Below are 18,403 nucleotides of genomic sequence, written 5' to 3' on the forward strand. Positions count from 1 at the left end.
CACCCTTGCCGCATGACCGAGCCCCTGGACACCCCGTCTCCCCCGGTCCCGCTGCTGGTGATCGTGGACGGCGCGAACGTCGTGGGTTCGCGGCCCGACGGCTGGTGGCGCGACCGTAAGGGGGCGGCCGAGCGGCTGCGGGACCGGCTGGCGGACCAGGGCCTGCCCGGGCGTGCGGAACCGGTGGAGATCGTGCTCGTGGTCGAGGGCGCGGCCCGTGGGGTGACGTCGGTGCCGGGTGTGCGGGTGGAGGCGGCCCCGGGCAGCGGCGACGACCGGATCGTGGAGCTGGCCGCCGCGAGCGCCGGCCGGGCCCGCCTGGTGATCACCGCCGATCGTGAGCTGCGGCGCCGGGTTGCGGAGCTGGGCGCGGAGGTGGCCGGTCCGCGTACGGTCCTGGGCTGAGCCGCGCCCGCTGTGCCCCCGGTACCGGGGCGTACAGCAGCGCGCCGTCCACCCGGCCCGCCCGCGTGTACCCCGCGGCCAGCAGCCGCCGCAGGGTGGGGACGCGGTCGGGAGCGTACGGCCCGCCCCGGGAGTCGTCCACGACCAGCGCCGGGGCGTGTGCGGCCAGCTCCCGGCGGAAGACCGGCCAGGTGCCGGCGACGGCGTACTCCTCGCCGACCCGGAGGCCGTCGCGGCCACCGCTGTAGTTGGTGAGCAGGCCCGCGGTGAGGTAGCGGGTGGCGGGGGTGCGGCCGGCCAGCCAGTACGTCTCCGGATGTATGCCCCACACGAGGACCCGGTCGGCGGGCCCGGTGCGGTGGGCGAGGGCCGCCGCGAGCCGTTCGGCGTGCCGGAGTTCGGGGCGCGGGGCGAGCAGGCCCCAGGCCAAGAACAGGGCGCAGCAGCAGGCGGAGATCCGGACGGCGGCCCGGTGCCGGTCCCGGGGCGGGGCCTGGAGCGCGGCGGTCGCCAGGAGGGCCAGCGGCGGGGTGAGCTGGAGGTAGTAGTGGCCGAAGAAGTGGAAGCCGAGGGTGACGGCGGCGGCCGAGGATGCCAGCCACAGCCACAGCTCGGGCGCCGGCGAGCGGGCGGCGCGCACGGCCCGTACGACGGGCGGGAGCAGGCCCGCCGACGCCCCGGCCAGGAGGGCGGTGTTGGCCGACGCGCGGGCCAGGACGTGCAGTCCGGAGCCGGTGAGGGAGGCGTACGCGGCGGAACCGGTCACCGTCCAGAACAGGAAGCCGGCCGGGCCGGTGAGCAGCGCCGCGACGGTCACCGGCACCACGCAGCCGGCCGCGAGCCGTGCCACGTCCGCGCGCGGGGCGCCCCGGCTGTGCAGCAGCCAGGCCACCGGCAGCAGGACCGCGCCGCCGGTCTGCTTGGTCAGGAACGCGGCGGCGACGGCGGTCCCGGCCGCGCCCCAGCGCCCCCGGTCGGCGCACCACAGGGCCGCGGCGGTGGCGGGCAGCATGAACACCTCGAAGGTGGCGGCCTGTGCGTCCTCGGGGTTGAGGCCGACGGAGACCAGCAGGTACAGCACTCCGGCGGTGCGGCCCGCGCGGTCGCCCCAGCGGCGGCGGGCGAGGGAGGCCAGCGTCACGGCGGTGAGCAGCTGGGCGAGGACGGCGAGCACCCGCAGCGGGGCCAGGGAGCCGGACCCGCAGACCGCGAACGCGGCCTGGTACAGCCAGGGCAGCAGCGGCGGTTTGCGGTCCACCACCGTGTCGTACAGCCGGCCGCCCTGGAGCAGCAGCCCGGCCTGTACGGCGAGATAGCCCTCGTCGGGGTTCCACAGCGGCCGGAGGAAGGACGGGATCCGGGTGACGCAGGCCAGGGCCGCCAGGAGGGGCAGCAGCCGCGGCCAGTACGCCGTCCGGGTGACCGCGGTCCGTACGGGGGCGAGCGGGGCGGCGAGCATGGTCAGCACGCTATCCGGCCCCGCGGTCCGCGCCGTGGCGGACATACGGGGCCGGTGCCGGAACGCGTCCGGTCAGGCGGTGTCCCCGCTCGGCGGCGGTGCGGCCCGGCCGGCCGTGACGCTCTCCCGCCGGCCGAGGCGGCTGTGCGAGCGGCCGTAGAGGAAGTAGACGACGAAACCGATGAGCATCCAGATCGCGAAGCGCAGCCATGTCTCGGCGGGCAGGTTCAGCATCAGCCACAGCGAGGCGCACACCGACAGGATCGGGATGACCGGCACCCACGGGGTGCGGAACGCGCGGGGCAGGTCGGGGCGGGTCCGGCGGAGGATGACGACGCTGATCGCGACGACGACGAACGCGAACAGCGTGCCGATGTTGACCAGTTCGCCGAGGGTTTGCAGGCTGGTGAAGCCCGCGACCACGGCGATGATGACGCCGAGCAGGATCGTCGGCCGGTACGGCGTGCGGAAGCGCGGGTGGGTGCGCGAGAAGAACCGCGGCAGCAGCCCGTCGCGGCTCATCGCGAAGAACACCCGGGTCTGGCCGAGCAGCAGGATCATGCAGACGGTGATGAGGCCGATGGTGGCGCCGAAGCTGATCACGCCCGCGAACCAGGGGTGCCCCGTGGCTTTGAAGGCCTCCGCGAGCGGGGCCTCCACGGACAGCTTCGTGTACTTCTCCATGCCGGTGACGACGATCGACACCGCGACGTAGAGCAGTGTGCAGATGATGAGGGAGCCGATGATGCCGCGGGGCATGTCGCGCTGCGGGTTGCGGGTCTCCTCGGCGGCCGTGGCCACCACGTCGAAGCCGATGAAGGCGAAGAACACGATCGAGGCGCCGGTGAAGATGCCCATCACACCGAAGTTGGACGGTGCCCAGCCGAACATCAGCTGGACCAGCGGGGCCTTGAGGTTGCCGCCGGCCTCCGCGGGCTGCGCCGGGGGGATGTACGGGTGGTAGTGGGCCGTGTTGACGATGAACGCGCCCGCGATGATGACGATGAGCACGACGGTCACCTTGACCGCCACGACCACCTGGGTGACGCGCGCGGACAGCTTCATGCCGACGACGAGGACGGCCGTGAGCGCCAGCACCAGCAGGGCGGCGAAGATGTCGAACCCGAAGCCCTGGGCGCCGTCGCGTCCGCCGAGTACGGCGGGGACGTGCCAGCCGATGTTGTTGCCGAGGAACGACCGGAAGTAGCCCGACCAGCCGACGGCGACCACCGCCGTGCCCAGTGCGAACTCCAGGACCAGGTCCCAGCCGATGATCCAGGCGGGCAGCTCGCCGATCGAGGCGTACGAGAAGGTGTACGCGGACCCCGCCACCGGGACGCTGGAGGCGAACTCGGCGTAGCACAGGGCGGCGAGGGCGCAGGCGACGCCCGCGGCGACGAACGACAGGGAGATCGCGGGGCCCGCGGTCGTCTTGGCGACCGAGCCGGTGTAGACGAAGATGCCGGTGCCGATGATCACACCGACACCGAACACGGTCAGGTCCAGCGCGGACAGGGACTTCTTGAGCGCGTGCTCCGGTTCCTCGGTGTCGAGGATGGACTGCTCGACCTTCTTCGTCCGGAAGAGGGTACTGCTCACGGGCCTACCTCCCACGCGCTTGTCGTCCTCGACATGATTCGAGAGGGCCGGGGACGCGTATGCCCCGGCACAGGCAGGTTCACGCAAAAACGCCGGCTCCGCCACCTGGAGTGGCGGAGCCGGCGCCCGGAGCGTGCGGTTCTAGTCGCGCGCGGGTTCCACGGAGTCCACCGCGTCGGCCGCGCGGTCGAACCGGCCGTCGAGCTTGGAGACCAGCCCGGTGACCTGGCGGGCGATGTCGGGCGCGGTCAGTCCGATCTCGGTGAGCACCTCGGCGCGGGAGGCGTGGTCGAGGAAGCGCGGCGGGATGCCGAAGTCGCGCAGCGGCACGTCCACGCCCGCGTCGCGCAGCGCCTGGGCGATCGTGGATCCGACACCGCCGACGCGGCTGTTGTCCTCGACGGTGACGACGACCCGGTGCCGCTCGGCCAGCGGGGCCATGGCCTCGTCGACGGGCTTGACCCAGCGCGGGTCGACCACGGTGGTGGAGATCCCCTGCCGGTCCAGCAGGGCGGCGATCTCCAGGCACATCGGGGCGAGGGCGCCCACGGAGACCAGCAGCACGTCCGGGCCGTCGGTGCCGGGCTCGCGGAGCACGTCCATGCCGCCGACCCGGCCCACGGCCGGTACGGCGGGGCCGACGGCGCCCTTGGAGAAGCGCACCACGGTCGGCGCGTCCTCGACGGCGACGGCCTCGCGCAGCTGGGCGCGGACCTGGTCGGCGTCGCGCGGCGCGGCGAGCCGCAGCCCCGGCACGACCTGGAGGAGGGACATGTCCCACATGCCGTTGTGCGAGGCGCCGTCGGTGCCCGTGACACCGGCCCGGTCGAGCACGAAGGTGACCCCGCACCGGTGCAGGGCGACGTCCATGAGGACCTGGTCGAAGGCGCGGTTGAGGAAGGTGGCGTACACGGCGAAGACGGGGTGCAGCCCGCCGTGCGCGAGGCCCGCCGCGGAGACGGCGCCGTGCTGCTCGGCGATCCCGACGTCGTACACCCGATCGGGGAAGCGCTTGGCGAACCTGTCCAGGCCGACGGGCTGGAGCATGGCCGCGGTGATCGCGACGATGTCCTCGCGCTCCTCGCCGAGCCGCACCATCTCCTCGCCGAACACGGAGGTCCAGTCGGCGCCGGAGGAGGCGATCGGCAGCCCGGTGTCGGGGTGGATCTTGCCGACGGCGTGGAAGCGGTCGGCCTCGTCCTGGAGGGCGGGCTGGTAGCCGCGGCCCTTCTCGGTCAGGCAGTGCACGATCACCGGGCCGCCGAACCGCTTGGCCCGGGCCAGGGCCGACTCCAGGGCCTCGATGTCGTGCCCGTCGATCGGGCCGACGTACTTCAGGCCCAGGTCCTCGAACATGCCCTGCGGGGCGATGAAGTCCTTCAGCCCCTTCTTGGCGCCGTGCAGCGTCTCGTACAGCGGCCGTCCGACGACCGGGGTGCGGTCGAGGATCTCCTTCGTCCGGGCCAGGAAGCGCTCGTAGCCGTCGGTGGTGCGCAGCGTCGCCAGGTGGTTGGCGAGCCCGCCGATGGTCGGGGCGTAGGAGCGCTCGTTGTCGTTGACGACGATGACGAGCGGGCGGTCCTTGGCCTCGGCGATGTTGTTCAGCGCCTCCCAGGCCATGCCGCCGGTCAGCGCGCCGTCACCGATCACGGCGACGACATGGCTGTCCCGCTCGCGCAGCTGGTTGGCCTTGGCGATGCCGTCGGCCCAGCCGAGGACCGTGGAGGCGTGGCTGTTCTCGATGACGTCGTGCTCGGACTCGGCCTGCGAGGGGTAGCCCGACAGGCCGCCCTTCATCTTCAGCCGGGAGAAGTCCTGCCGGCCGGTGAGCAGCTTGTGCACGTAGGACTGGTGGCCGGTGTCCCACAGCACCTTGTCCTTCGGCGATTCGAAGACCCGGTGCAGGGCGATGGTCAGCTCCACGACACCGAGGTTCGGGCCGAGGTGGCCGCCGGTCTTGGAAACCGCGTCGACGAGGAAGGTCCGGATCTCCCCTGCCAGCTGATCCAGCTCCTCCAGGCTGAGCCGGTCCAGATCGCGCGGTCCCGTGATACGGGTCAGCAGCGGCACCCGTGCCTCCTTGCAGTAGAGCTGATCGAGCTTTGCCGGGCCTGTCGAGTCTAATGTTCCGGCTTCGCGGGTGGTGTCCGGGTGTAGGACACGGCAGTGCCCGGCGCCGCGAGGGCGCCGGGCACGGGGATCGTCGGGGTGTTACGCCCGCCCGGCCGACTTCTGGGTCTTGCGGGTCACCGCGTCGATGACGACGGTGGCCAGCAGGACGCCGCCGGTGATCATGTACTGGACCGGGGAGGCGATGCCCTGGAGGGCGAGGCCGTACTGGATCGAGACGATCACCAGCACGCCGAGGAGCGCGTTCCAGGTCCGGCCCCGGCCGCCGAACAGGGACGTGCCGCCGATCACGGCCGCCGCGATCGCGTTCATCAGCAGGTCACCGCCGCCGGCGCCCTGGTTGGCCGAGGTGATCTTGGAGGCGATGAACAGACCGCCGATGGCGGCGAAGGTGCCGGAGATCGCGTAGACCGAGATCCGGACCGCCGCGACGTTGATGCCGGCCCGGCGGGACGCCTCGATGCTGCCGCCGAGCGCGAAGATCTTGCGGCCGTACGCCGTGCGGCGCAGCACGAAGTCGGTGATCACCAGGACCGCCAGGAACAGCACCACGGCCAGCGGCAGGCCCTTGTACTGGTTGAAGACGGCGGCGGCGGCGAAGGCCACCACGGCGAGGAGCACCGTGCGGACGATGATCTCGCTCAGCGGACGGGACGGCACACCCGCGGCCTCACGGCGGCGGTTGTCGAAGAACGTGGTGAGGAAGAACACGGCGACGGCGACGACGGCGAGGCCGTAGGCGGCCGCCACGTCACTGAAGTAGTAGCCGCTCAGCTTGGCGACCAGACCGCTGTCGTCCAGGTTGATCGTGCCGTTGCTGCCGAGGATCTGGAGCATGAAGCCGTTCCAGAACAGCAGGCCGGCCAGGGTGACGGCGAAGGCCGGGACACCGACCCGGGCGAAGAAGAAGCCGTGGATCGCGCCCGCGACCGCGCCGGTGAGGATGGCGAGGATCAGCGCCAGCCACTCGGCCATGCCGTGCGTGATGTTGAGGACGGCGAAGGTGGCGCCCGCGACACCGCTGACCGAACCGACCGACAGGTCGATCTCGCCGAGCAGCAGGACGAAGACGATGCCGACGGCGATCATGCCCGTGCCGACCATGGCCACGGAGATGTCGGACAGGTTGCCCGCGGTGAGGAAGTTGGAATTCAGGCTGGCGAAGATCGCCCAGATGACGATCAGGCCGACGACGACCGGGATCGAGCCGAGGTCACCGGCGCGGATCTTGCGCTTGAACTCGCCGACGTAGCCCGCGAAGCCCTGCTCGCGCACGAGCAGCCGGGGGTCGACGGCCACGTCCGAGCCGGCGGCGGCCTCCGGGTTCTCCACGGTGTGGGACCCGGCAGGGGCGGAGGTCTTGTCGATGCTCACTTCTGAGCCTCCCCGTTGCGCGCCGCACGGCGGGTCACGGCGTTGTCCGTGGCACCGGTGATGGCGGAGATGATCTCTTCCTGCGAGGTGGACTTGACCTCGAACACGCCGTTGTTGCGCCCCAGGCGCAGCACGGCGACCTTGTCCGCCACGGCCTTCACATCGGCCATGTTGTGGCTGATGAGGATCACGGCGTGGCCGCGCTCGCGCAGCCGCTCCACGAGGTCGAGGACCTGCGCGGTCTGCTCGACACCGAGGGCCGCGGTGGGCTCGTCGAGGATGACCAGCTTGGGCTCGCCGAGCATGGAGCGGGCGATGGCCACGGTCTGGCGCTGACCGCCGGAGAGCGAGGCGATCGGGATGCGCACGCTGGGGATGCGGATCGACAGCGTGGTGAGCAGCTCACGGGAGCGGCGCTCCATCTCCACCTCGTCCAGGACGCCGCGCTTGCGCAGCTCCCGGCCCAGGTAGAGGTTGCCGACGACGTCGATGTTGTCGCACAGCGCGAGGTCCTGGTAGACGGTCGCGATGCCCAGGTTCTGGGCGTCGTGCGGCTTGCTGATCTGTACGGTTCTGCCGTCCCACTCGATGACGCCCTCATCGATGGGATGCACGCCGGCGATCGTCTTGACCAGCGTGGACTTTCCGGCGCCGTTGTCGCCCACCAGGGCGACCACTTCACCGGCGTGGACCTCAAGCTCGACGTCGGTGAGCGCCTGGACGGCACCGAACCGCTTGGAGACCCCGCGCAACGCCAGCACGGGCGTAGCGGACACGTGAACCATCTCCTTCGCCGCCTGACCCGGCGGGAGGTTGTGCAGAAGTGTGGAAAGGGGGGTCCGTCCGGCGCCCCGCCCTAGCTTTGCGGGGCTGGTGGATGCGGGGCACCGGAGGGGCTTGTCACCGCGCGCGTCCGCCGGAGGTTTTCTCCGGGGACCTCGCGGGTGGGGTGAGCGTCGTGCGGCTGCTTACTTCAGACCGATCTTGGCGCAGGCCGACTTGTACTTGTCGGTGCAGATGTCGCTGATCGTGTAGAAGCCGTCCTTGATGACGGTCTGCTTGATGTTGTCCTTGGTCAGCGAGACGACCGGGACGATGACCGAGGGGACCTGCTTCGTGGTCGCGCTGTCGACCTTGCTCGTGGCGATGGAGTCGAGCTTCTCGCCCTTGCCGAGCGCGACGGCCATCTTAGCGGCCACGGCGGCCTCCTGCGGGTAGGACTTGTACACGCTCATGTACTGGTCACCCGTGACGATGCGCTGCACACCGGCCAGCTCGGCGTCCTGGCCGGTCACCGGGACGTTGATGCCCGCGGCCTTGAGCGCGGTGATGATACCGCCGGCCATGCCGTCGTTGGCGGAGTAGACGCCCACGATGTTCTTCTTGCCGAGGGCGGAGATGGCGCCCTCCATGTTGGCGTTGGCGTTCTCCGGCTTCCACTCCTTGGTGTCGTACGACTTGGCGATGTCGACCTTGCCCTTGAGCTCCGCCAGCGCGCCCTTCTTGAAGAAGGCGGCGTTCGGGTCGGTGATCGCGCCGTTCATCATGACGATCTTGGCGGAGGGCTTGGCCTTGGCGCCCAGCGCCTTCAGCAGGGCCTTGCCCTGGGTGTGGCCGACCGCTTCGTTGTCGAAGGAGGTGTAGGCGTCGATCGGGCCCTCGGCCAGGCGGTCGTAGGCGATGACCGGGATGCCGGCGTCCTTGGCCTTCTTGACCGAGCTGGCGATGGCCTTGGAGTCCACCGCGTCCACGATCAGCACGTCGACGTTGTTGGTCACCATCGTGTCGACCTGCTGGTTCTGCGTGGTGGCGTCCTGCTTGGCGTTCGCGTAGACGACCTTGCCCTTGCCGTTCGTCAGGTCCGCGACCTGCTTCTCGATGATGGGCTTGTCGAACTTTTCGTACCGCGCGGTCTGGTTCTCCGGAAGGAGCAGGCCCACCGTGATGGCGTCGCCCTTCTTCTTGCCGGAGCTGGCGTGGTCGCTGCCACCCTTGGATTCCTTGGCACTGCCACAGGCGGCCAACGAGACGGCCATGGCACCGGCGGCGACGGCAACGGCGACACGACGCATACGTGCGTTCACTTGAGAAACCTCCCTGACGAGGCCGCGTCGTTGCGGCCGAGGTGGCTGGAAGTCAACTCGGCCACACGTGCGACGTCAAGAAGTAAATCCTTAACGAGATGGCAACGGTGCCATCCGTTCTCTAAGTGAAGGCAGGGGTCGCCACGTGGAACGCCCCCTCCAAAAGGGTCGAATCACCCATCTCGCTGAGGGCCAGGGCGAGCGCTCCCAGTACTTCCGCACGACCGCCAAGTGCCCCGGGGCGCACGGACAGTTGGCGCGCCGCGCTGGGGATGGCGTAGCGGCCGACCGACTCCCTGATGGGCCCGAGGACCAGCTCACCGGCCTCGGCGAGATCACCGCCGAGGACCACCCGGCTCGGGTTCAGCAGGTTGCAGAGATTGGCCACTCCGCTGCCGATGTGGCGGCCCACGTCGGCGACCACCCGGCGGCAGCCCGGGTCACCGTCCCTGGCCAGCCGTACGACGCCCTCCATGGTCAGCTCGCTGCCGTGACTCGGCTGGAGCAGCGGGAGCACATAGCGTGCCGCTGCGAAGGTCTCCAGGCAGCCGCGGTTGCCGCAGCGGCAGACCGGGCCGGACTCGTCGAGGGTGATGTGCCCGATCTCGCCGGCCGTGCCGCCGGGGCCGCGGTAGATCTTCCCGTCGATCACCAGACCGGCGCCGACGCCGCTCGCGACCTTGATGTAGGCCAGGTCGCGCACGCCCTTGCCGCTGCCCCAGACCAGCTCGCCGAGGGCGCCGAGGTTGGCGTCGTTGTCCACGTGCACGGGCACGCCCAGCCGTTCGCGCAGCTCCTCGGCGGGCTTGGTGCCGCCCCAGCCGGGCAGGATCGCGGTGGACCCCAGCGTGCCGGACTCCACGTCGATCGGACCCGGCACGCCGAGTCCCACGCCGGCCACCTTGGACCGGTCCACCCCGGTGGCCGCGACGAGCCGGCTGACCAGCTGTTCGGCCCGGTCGAAGCCCTGGTCGGCGGAGGCGTCGACGTCCAGCGGCTCGGCCTCCTCGGCCAGCACCTGGTGGGCGAGGTTCCCGATCGCGACGCGCAGATGGGTGTGCCCGAAGTCGACGCCGATCACGATGCCGGCGTCCCCGCTCAGGCTGACGCTGCGGGCCCGCCGCCCGCCCGCCGACGTGGGCGTGACCTCGACGGTTCCGCCGTCCTTCAGTTCCCGCACGATATTGGAGACGGTCGCGGCCGACAGACCGGTCGTCCGCGCGATCTCCGCCTGCGTGAGGGACCCGGCCAGGCGCACGGCCCGGACGACCCGCTCCAGGTTGGCTCGGTGCAGTGATGACTGCGACCCTGGAGTCTCCACGACGACCTCCTGAGCGCGGGGCCGCTTCGATGAGGCCCCGTGTATGTCCAACTAGTGAACTCTAAGCTGAGCCGTTCGGGGTGACTCCCGTCAAGAGGTTGAACCGTTTCCGGGTATCCGGACACACGCGTACGCGCCGTCCCCGGAGCCCGGGGCGGCGTGCGCGCGGACGGTCGCGGCGTGCGGTTACTTGAGGGTCGCCGAGGTCAGCCCCGCCTGCACCTGGCGCTGGAAGGACAGGTACACGACCAGCATCGGGATCATGGCAATGGTCACACCCGCGAACAGAACCGGCAGGTCGGCGGCGTATCCCTGCTGCTGGTTCAGCTGGATCAGGCCCTGGGTGAGAACGTAGCGTTCGGGGTCGGAACCGCTCTGCGGCTGCATGAGGACCGTGGGCAGGATGAACTGGTTCCACTGCCCCAGCGTGTTGAAGATCCCCACGCTGATCAGTCCCGGCTTCGCCATGGGCAGCATCACCTGGAAGAACGTCCGGGTGTGCGAGGCGCCGTCCAGAACGGCCGCCTCGAAGACCGCGGTGGGCAGGGTCCGGAAGAAGGCGTGCATGAAGAACACCGTGAACGGCATCGAGTAGGCGATGTAGACCAGGACCAGCCCCTGGTAGGTGTTCAGCATGTCCAGTCGCTTGACCATGAAGAACAGCGGGACCAGGGCCAGGAACACCGGGAACATCGCGCCGGCGACGAAGAAGTAGTAGAGCAGCCGGTTGCCCGGGAACGGGTAGCGGGCCAGGACGTAGGCGGCCATCGACCCGAAGAGCATGGTCAGCGGTACGGAGAAGACCAGGACGATCACGGTGTTCAGGAAGTAGTCGCCGATGCCCTTGTCCCAGGCGCGGGCGAAGACGTCCAGGGACCAGTGCCGGGGCCAGCCGAAGGCCGAGCCGCCGATCTGGGTGTCGGTCTTGAAGGAGCTGAGCACCAGCCACAGCAGCGGCAGCACGATCAGCAGGGCCCACAGGGCGAGGAAGCCGTGGGAGAAGGCGTTCAGGACCACGCCCTCGCCGCGCCGGCCGCCGGCTCGCAGGGGGGTGCCGGCGACGGGCCGGGCGGCCGGCGCGGGGGCGGTTTCCTTGATGGGTGTGCTCATCGTCGTCTCTTCCGCTCAGAACTCGATGCGCTCGCGGCGGGTGGCGCGCAGCGTGACCACGGACAGCACCAGCGTGAGCAGCAGCATGACGACGCCCATGGCGCAGGCGTAGCCGCTCTTGCCGTAGTAGAGGAAGTTGCGCATCATCACCGTCGACATCACGTCGCTGTGGTGGTCGGGGCCGCCGCCGTACGCGCCCATGTTCTGGGTCATGGCCGACACCAGGACGAACATGTCCATGGCGACGATGCCGAGGTAGACCCAGGCGGTCTGCACCGAGTCCCACAGCAGGGGCAGGGTGATGCGGAAGAAGGACTGGTTGCGGCTCGCCCCGTCGATCAGGGCGGCCTCGTAGATGTCCCGCGGGACGGACTGCATGGCGGCGGAGAACAGCACCAGGTAGAAGCCGACGCCGTGCCAGACCACGACCAGCATCAGCGCCCAGAGCACCATGTTCGGCTCGTTGAGCCATTCCACGGGGTTGTCGGCGTCGACCAGCCCGGTCTTGATCAGCAGGCCGTTGAGCAGGCCGCCGCCGTCGCTGCGGTACACGGCGTTGAAGAGCACCGCGAGGATCGCCAGTGACAGCACCTGCGGGAAGAAGTAGAGGATCTTGTAGAACGTCGCTCCGGCGACTCCCCGCACCCCGCCGGCCCGGCTGCGCCCGCCCGCGTTCAGCATGAAGGCGAAGAACAGGGCGAGCAGAATCGTGATCACCGGGATGAAGACCAGGAAGAGGATGTTGTGCCAGACGGCCTCCAGGAAGATGTCGTCCTGGAACAGCGCCCGGTAATTGTCCAGACCGACGAAGCGGAAGGTCTGCGACTCTCCCCTCCAGTCGGTCAGCGAATAGCCGATCGTCTGGATGTACGGCCAGATCACGAAGATCAGATAAAGCGCCACGGGGACGAGGAGAAACCCCGTGACGAACCGGTACTGCCCTTTGCGCATACCTGCCCCTGACATTCCGGCCCGCACCGGCGCCCCGGAGGGAACGCGGGGAACTGCGCGACACGCCGCGACGGGCCGTCGTCCGCAGTCACACCCGCGCCCCCCGGAGGCGGCCCGGCGGACCTAGTCCCGGTGGTTCTTCTTCGACGCGGGGTCCTTGGCCTGCTTGTCCACCGCTGCCTGACAACGCTTCAGCCACTCCTTCGGCTGGATGCGTCGGGCCATCAGCTCGTTGGACGCGGCCTCGATGGCGGTGCCCATCTCGCCGTACCACTCGGTGTACAGGTAGCGGAAGGTGTGGTCACCGGCCGCCTTGGACGCCTCGACCGTGGACTGGGTGCCCGGACGCAGCCGCACATCCGGGTCGACGCCGTCCTTGAGGATGGTGAGCGAGTTGGCCTGCTTCGCGAAGAGCGTCGACCACTCCTTGGAGAGCATGCGCCGCATGAACTCCTTGGCGGCCGGCAGGTTCCCGCCCTTCGACGGGATGACGAAGGGTTCGCCCGAGCCGGCCCGGATCGCCTCGAACGGCAGGGCGCTGCCCGACAGCAGCGGCATGGGCAGGAACTTCATGTCGAAGTCCGTCGGCGTCTGCTTGAGCTGCTCGTTCTCCAGCCAGGAGCCGCAGGTGATGAACGCGGCCTTGTACTGGTTCCAGCGGGTCTGCGACTCGGTGTGGGTCAGGCCGTTCGTGCCGGGCATCAGATAGCCCTTCTCGACGACCTCGTAGACGGCCTCGACGGCGGCCTGCGCGGCGTCGGAGCCGACGAACGCCTTGGGGTCCAGGTTGTCGATGGCCTTCATCGCGTCCAGACCGCCCTTCTTGGCGATCAGGTCCATCAGGGCGACGTTGATGTAGTACGGGTACTTGCCCTGGTGGGCGAGGCCGCCGATGCCCTGCGACTTCGCGTCCTTGCAGATGGCGAGGAAGTCGTCCCAGGTCTTCGGCGCCTGCCAGCCCTTCTCCTTGAAGAGCTTGCCGGAGTACCACAGGCCCCAGACCGTGTAGATGTAGTTCAGCGCGACGATCTTGCCCTCCTGCATGCCCGGGTCGAGCGTGCCGGGGATCAGGGTGTCGCGGACCTTGCGGGCCGGGTCGTCGAGCGAGGGCGCGTCCAGGACCTCGGCGAGGTCGAGGAGCTGGCCGTTCTTGTACAGGACATCGATGTTGATCTTCTGGGCGCCCGAGTCGTCCACGATGTCCGGCGGGTTGCCCGCGTTGAAGCGCGGCTGGAGCTTGCCGGTGATCTCCTGGGTGCCGGTGTGGCTGGAGGTGATGCCGAGCTTGCCGGCGAAGTCGGCCTCCCACGCCTTGGCGTAGTCGTCGCCGTATCCGCCCTTGAAGACGACGACGTCGAGTTTGCTGCCCTTCTTGGCGCCGAAGGGGTTGTCCTTCGACGTCTTCCCCTTGGCCGTGCCCTCGCCGTCACCTCCGCCTCCGCCACCGCTGGCGCACGCGGACAGGAAGCTCATCGCCGGGACACTGACCAGGCCGAGCGCGGCGGACCGCTTGATCAGTGCGCGGCGGCCGACACCTGCGCTGCCGTGGTCCCCTTCAGAAGTGGATGCCATGCTCAAGTCCTCGCCTTCTCCAGGACTCAGGCGGTGAACCGGATCCTGCCCGGCACCGCGGTCGGGTCAAGCTGGGTGGTGCAGGAAGTGCGGAGTACGCGTGCTGCCGGGAGTGCGATTCTGTACCGGGCGCCGACAGGTATAGTCCACTTCCCGCCGACGGAGCAAGATCGAGCGCAAGGTGGCCATGGGTCTTTTCCGAGTTGAGACCTCGCGGAAATATCCGGAGCCGCCGCGTGCCATGCCCGGAAAACCAGCGGCATAACGCCCTGAATGCCACAGCCAACACCCTTGACATCTCCGGCCACTTGACCACCTACTGGTTTCTGCGCCCCGTAACTGACAACGTTGTCCGAAGAGGGTGCGGGAGGGGAATTCCGTAGATGCAGCTCAGAACTCGGCACAGCTGGGGCCCGGCGGCCGTCCTCACGGCCGCCTTTGTCATGGCCGTCAGCGCGCAGGGCGCGGCGGTCGCCCTGCCGGCCAGGGCCGCGGCGGCCGACCAGGAGTTCGCGTCCTCGTTCGAGGCGGGGGATCCGGCGCCGGACTGGCTGAACACCGTCGACACCGGGCCGGACGGCGGCAAGCGCGCCTCGGGCGTCGACGGCGGGTACAGCACCGGCATCCCGGGCAATGTCACCGACCATGTCACCGAGGTCGGCGCGAGCGGCGAGAACCCGGGCGCGGGCGAGGTGAAGGAGAACCTCGTCGACGGCGAGCCCGGTACCAAGTGGCTGACCTTCGAGCCCACCGGCTGGGCGGAGTTCGACCTGGACAAACCCATCCGGATAACGACGTACGCCCTCACCTCGGCCAACGACTACGCCGAACGGGACCCCGCGGACTGGACCCTGCGGGGCTCCACCGACGGCAAGGACTGGAAGACCGTCGACACCCGTTCGGGCGAGGCGTTCTCCGAACGGTTCCAGACCAAGTCCTACGACCTAGCCGAACCGGCCGAGTTCCGGCACTTCCGGCTGGAGGTGACACGGAACAACGGTGCCCCTGACCTCCTCCAGCTCGCCGACGTGCAGTTCTCCACCGGCGGTGGGGGCGGGCCGGTGCCGCAGGACATGCTGGCCCTGACCGACCGGGGACCGAGCGGCTCGCCGACCGCCAAGGCGCGGGCCGGTTTCACCGGAAAGCGGGCCCTGCGCTACGCCGGACGGCACACGGCGGCCGGCCGTGCGTACTCCTCCGACAAGGTCTTCGACGTGAACGTGAAGGTCGGCCGCGACACCCTGCTGTCGTACCGCCTCTTCCCCTCGATGGCCGACGGCGACCGCGACTACGACGCCACCTTCGTCTCCCTCGACCTGGCCTTCACCGACGGCACCTATCTGAGCGATCTGAAAGCACTGGACCAGCACGGCTTCCCGCTCTCGCCGCGCGGACAGGGCGCCTCGAAGGCGTTGTACGTCAACCAGTGGAACAACGTGAGCGCGCGGATCGGCGCGGTGGCGGCGGGCCGGACGGTCGACCGGATCCTGGTGGCGTACGACTCCCCCGCCGGTCCGGCGAAGTTCCGCGGCTGGATCGACGACGTGTCTCTGCGACCCGTGGCACCGGAGCGGCCGAAGGCGCACCTGTCGGACTACGCCCTGACCACCCGCGGCACCAACTCCAGCGGCAGCTTCTCGCGCGGCAACGACTTCCCGGCGACGGCCCTGCCGCACGGCTTCAACTTCTGGACGCCGGTCACCAACGCGTCCTCGCTGAGCTGGCTGTACGAGTACGCACGTGCGAACAACGCCGACAACCTGCCGACGATCCAGGCGTTCAGCGCGAGTCACGAGCCGAGCCCGTGGATGGGCGACCGGCAGACCTTCCAGCTGATGCCGTCGGCCGCGTCCGGCACCCCGGACACCGGGCGCGAGGCGCGGGCACTGCCCTTCCGGCACGAGAACGAGACCGCGCGGCCCTACTACTACGGCGTCCGGTTCGACAACGGCCTCAAGGCCGAGATGACCCCGACCGACCATGCGGCCGTCCTCCGCTTCACCTACCCCGGTGACGACGCGAGCGTGCTGTTCGACAACGTCACCGAACAGGCCGGTCTGACGCTCGACAAGGAGCACGGCACCCTCACCGGTTACTCGGACGTGAAGTCGGGGCTGTCCACGGGCGCGACCCGGCTGTTCGTGTACGGCGAGTTCGACAAGCCGGTGACGGACGGCGGCGCGAGCGGGGTGAAGGGCTTCCTGCGCTTCGACGCGGGCGCCGACCGCACCGTCACCCTGCGGATCGCGACCTCGCTCATCGGCGTCGACCAGGCGAAGGACAATCTGCGCCAGGAGGTACCGGACGGCGCGTCCTTCGACACGGTCAGGGCACGGGCGCAGCGCGTCTGGGACAAGCTGCTGGGCAGGGTCGAGGTGGCGGGCGCGACGCCGGACCAGCTGACCACGCTGTACTCCGGGCTGTACCGGCTGTACCTCTACCCCAACTCCGGCTTCGAGAAGGCCGGCGGGAAGAACCGGTACGCCTCCCCGTTCTCCCCCATGCCGGGCCCGGACACCCCGACGCACACCGGCGCGAAGATCGTCGACGGCACGGTGTACGTCAACAACGGCTTCTGGGACACCTATCGCACCACCTGGCCGGCGTACTCGTTCCTGACGCCCTCCCAGGCGGGGCGGATGGTCGACGGGTTCGTGCAGCAGTACAAGGACGGCGGCTGGACGTCCCGCTGGTCCTCCCCCGGCTACGCCGACCTGATGACCGGCACCTCCTCGGACGTGGCGTTCGCCGACGCCTACGTCAAGGGCGTGAAGTTCGACGCGGAGGCGGCGTACGACGCGGCCGTCAAGAACGCCACCGTCGTCCCGCCGATGCCGGGCGTGGGCCGCAAGGGCATGAGCACCTCACCCTTCCTCGGCTACACCGGCACCGACACGCACGAGGGCCTGTCCTGGGCGATGGAGGGCTACGTCAACGACTACGGCATCGCGAAGATGGGCGAGGCGCTCTACCGGAAGACGGGCGGGAAACGCTACCGGGAGGAGTCGGAGTACTTCCTCAACCGGGCCCGGGACTACGTCAAGCTGTTCGACGCCAGGGCCGGCTTCTTCCAGGGCCGGGACACCGGGGGCGACTGGCGCGTGAAGTCCTCGGAGTACGACCCGCGCGTGTGGGGCTACGACTACACGGAGACCAACGGCTGGGGCTACGCCTTCACCGCCCCGCAGGACAGCCGGGGCCTGGCCAACCTCTACGGCGGCCGGGACGGGCTCGCGGACAAGCTCGACACCTACTTCGCCACCCCGGAGACGGCCTCCCCGGACTACGTCGGCTCCTACGGCGGAGTCATCCACGAGATGACCGAGGCCCGGGACGTCCGCATGGGCATGTACGGCCACTCCAACCAGGTCGCGCACCACGTGCTCTACATGTACGACGCGGCCGGCCAGCCCTGGAAGACGCAGGCCCACGTGCGCGAGGCGCTCTCCCGGCTCTACACCGGCAGCGAGATCGGGCAGGGCTACCACGGCGACGAGGACAACGGCGAGCAGTCGGCCTGGTACCTCTTCTCCGCGCTCGGCTTCTACCCGCTGGTCATGGGCAGTGGCGAGTACTCCATCGGCTCCCCGCTGTTCAAGCAGGTCACGGTGCACCTGGAGAACGGCCGGGACCTGGTGGTCCGGGCGCCGCACAACAGCGCCAGGAACGTCTACGTCCAGGGCGTCACGTTCGACGGCCGCCCCTGGACGTCGACCTCGCTCCCCCACTCCCTGCTGTCCAAGGGCGGGGTGCTGGACTTCTCCATGGGCGCCGAACCCTCGACGTGGGGAACGGGCAAGGACGCGGCCCCGGTCTCCGTCACCCGGGACGACAAGGTCCCGGCGCCCCGGTCGGACGTCCTGAAGGGCGAGGGCCCGCTCTTCGACGACACCTCGGCGACGAGCGCGACGCTCACCTCGGCGGACCTGCCGGTCCCGGGCGCCGTGAAGCCGGTGCAGTACACCCTGACCTCGTCGGCGGACCGCACCAGGGCGCCGGCCGGCTGGACCCTCCAGGGCTCCGCCGACGGCACGGCCTGGCGGACCCTGGACCACCGCTCCGGTGAGACGTTCGCCTGGGACCGGCAGACCCGCGCCTTCACCATCGCCGCGCCCGGCACGTACACGAGGTACCGCCTGGTCCTGGACGGCGCCTCGGACCTGGCGGAGGTGGAGCTGCTGGCCTGACCGGCCGGCGCGTACGGCGGCCGGCCGTTCGCCGGACGGCGCGCGGCACGGCGGTGGAAGGGAGGCGGCCCGCCCCGGATCCGGGGGCGGGCCGCCTCGGTGTGCGGGCCTCAGCCCGTCGCGAGGGTGAACACGTGCAGGTCGCCGTCGCGCGGGAGCGTGACACTTCGGATCGCCTTGCCCGCCGGACCCGGTACGGCCTGGCGGCGAA

At 70.0% G+C, this 18,403-nt stretch carries 12 protein-coding genes; 2 read left to right on the plus strand and 10 right to left on the minus strand.

Going from position 1 to position 18,403, the window contains the following annotated elements; all coding sequences use genetic code 11:
* Positions 1 to 12: 12 nt before the first annotated feature.
* Positions 13 to 405: an NTP pyrophosphohydrolase gene (locus ABZ117_RS03800; protein ID WP_356817058.1), complete on the plus strand. Its 393-nt coding sequence runs from the start codon at positions 13 to 15 to the stop codon at positions 403 to 405.
* On the opposite strand, the gene ABZ117_RS03805 is transcribed toward ABZ117_RS03800, so the two are convergent.
* The 10 genes from ABZ117_RS03805 to ngcE all read right to left on the minus strand — a co-directional run bounded on the left by ABZ117_RS03805 (position 326) and on the right by ngcE (position 14,005).
* Positions 326 to 1,864, minus strand: coding sequence for a glycosyltransferase family 39 protein (locus ABZ117_RS03805; protein ID WP_356817059.1), 1,539 nt, complete (start codon positions 1,862 to 1,864; stop codon positions 326 to 328). The genes ABZ117_RS03800 and ABZ117_RS03805 overlap by 80 nt on opposite strands.
* Before the next feature lie 72 nt (positions 1,865 to 1,936).
* Positions 1,937 to 3,463 (minus strand): amino acid permease, encoded by a 1,527-nt coding sequence (locus tag ABZ117_RS03810; protein ID WP_356817061.1) that lies wholly within the window; start codon positions 3,461 to 3,463, stop codon positions 1,937 to 1,939.
* Positions 3,464 to 3,604: 141 nt separating this feature from the next.
* Entirely contained in the window at positions 3,605 to 5,533 is a 1,929-nt protein-coding gene (dxs, locus tag ABZ117_RS03815; protein ID WP_356817063.1) for a 1-deoxy-D-xylulose-5-phosphate synthase, read from the minus strand.
* Positions 5,534 to 5,674: 141 nt separating this feature from the next.
* A complete protein-coding gene (locus ABZ117_RS03820) occupies positions 5,675 to 6,967 on the minus strand; it encodes a sugar ABC transporter permease (protein ID WP_356817065.1) in 1,293 nt (430 codons plus the stop codon).
* Positions 6,964 to 7,752, minus strand: coding sequence for an ATP-binding cassette domain-containing protein (locus tag ABZ117_RS03825; RefSeq protein ID WP_356817067.1), 789 nt, complete (start codon positions 7,750 to 7,752; stop codon positions 6,964 to 6,966). The genes ABZ117_RS03820 and ABZ117_RS03825 overlap by 4 nt, the downstream gene beginning before the upstream one ends.
* Before the next feature lie 183 nt (positions 7,753 to 7,935).
* Positions 7,936 to 9,051 carry a substrate-binding domain-containing protein gene (locus ABZ117_RS03830; RefSeq protein WP_356817068.1) on the minus strand — a complete coding sequence of 372 codons (1,116 nt, stop codon included), beginning with the start codon at positions 9,049 to 9,051 and terminating at the stop codon, positions 7,936 to 7,938.
* 121 nt (positions 9,052 to 9,172) lie between these two features.
* The gene (locus tag ABZ117_RS03835) at positions 9,173 to 10,372 is read right to left on the minus strand and encodes an ROK family transcriptional regulator (protein WP_356817069.1); all 1,200 of its coding nucleotides are present in this window, start codon (positions 10,370 to 10,372) and stop codon (positions 9,173 to 9,175) included.
* Positions 10,373 to 10,558: 186 nt separating this feature from the next.
* On the minus strand, positions 10,559 to 11,482 hold the full coding sequence (locus ABZ117_RS03840; protein ID WP_356817071.1) for a carbohydrate ABC transporter permease: 924 nt from the start codon (positions 11,480 to 11,482) through the stop codon (positions 10,559 to 10,561).
* A 15-nt stretch (positions 11,483 to 11,497) separates the two neighbouring features.
* Positions 11,498 to 12,433: a sugar ABC transporter permease gene (locus ABZ117_RS03845; protein WP_356817073.1), complete on the minus strand. Its 936-nt coding sequence runs from the start codon at positions 12,431 to 12,433 to the stop codon at positions 11,498 to 11,500.
* A gap of 123 nt (positions 12,434 to 12,556) precedes the next feature.
* Positions 12,557 to 14,005: an N-acetylglucosamine/diacetylchitobiose ABC transporter substrate-binding protein gene (gene ngcE / locus ABZ117_RS03850; protein WP_356817075.1), complete on the minus strand. Its 1,449-nt coding sequence runs from the start codon at positions 14,003 to 14,005 to the stop codon at positions 12,557 to 12,559.
* A gap of 383 nt (positions 14,006 to 14,388) precedes the next feature.
* On the opposite strand from ngcE, the gene ABZ117_RS03855 reads away from it, so the two are divergent.
* Positions 14,389 to 18,192 (plus strand): GH92 family glycosyl hydrolase, encoded by a 3,804-nt coding sequence (locus ABZ117_RS03855; protein WP_356817076.1) that lies wholly within the window; start codon positions 14,389 to 14,391, stop codon positions 18,190 to 18,192.
* Positions 18,193 to 18,403 lie beyond the last annotated feature (211 nt).

The organism is Streptomyces sp. NPDC006309 (assembly GCF_040613095.1).
Lineage (GTDB): Bacteria > Actinomycetota > Actinomycetes > Streptomycetales > Streptomycetaceae > Streptomyces.

Bases quoted from the DNA above. Each gene is read 5' to 3' on its own strand.
- ABZ117_RS03800 (WP_356817058.1), top strand. From the start codon at position 13: ATGACCGAGCCCCTGGACACCCCGTCTCCCCCGGTCCCGCTGCTGGTG.
- ABZ117_RS03805 (WP_356817059.1), bottom strand. From the start codon at position 1,864: ATGCTCGCCGCCCCGCTCGCCCCCGTACGGACCGCGGTCACCCGGACG.
- ABZ117_RS03825 (WP_356817067.1), bottom strand. From the start codon at position 7,752: ATGGTTCACGTGTCCGCTACGCCCGTGCTGGCGTTGCGCGGGGTCTCC.
- ABZ117_RS03840 (WP_356817071.1), bottom strand. From the start codon at position 11,482: ATGAGCACACCCATCAAGGAAACCGCCCCCGCGCCGGCCGCCCGGCCC.
- ABZ117_RS03845 (WP_356817073.1), bottom strand. From the start codon at position 12,433: ATGCGCAAAGGGCAGTACCGGTTCGTCACGGGGTTTCTCCTCGTCCCC.
- ngcE (WP_356817075.1), bottom strand. From the start codon at position 14,005: ATGGCATCCACTTCTGAAGGGGACCACGGCAGCGCAGGTGTCGGCCGC.
- ABZ117_RS03855 (WP_356817076.1), top strand. From the start codon at position 14,389: ATGCAGCTCAGAACTCGGCACAGCTGGGGCCCGGCGGCCGTCCTCACG.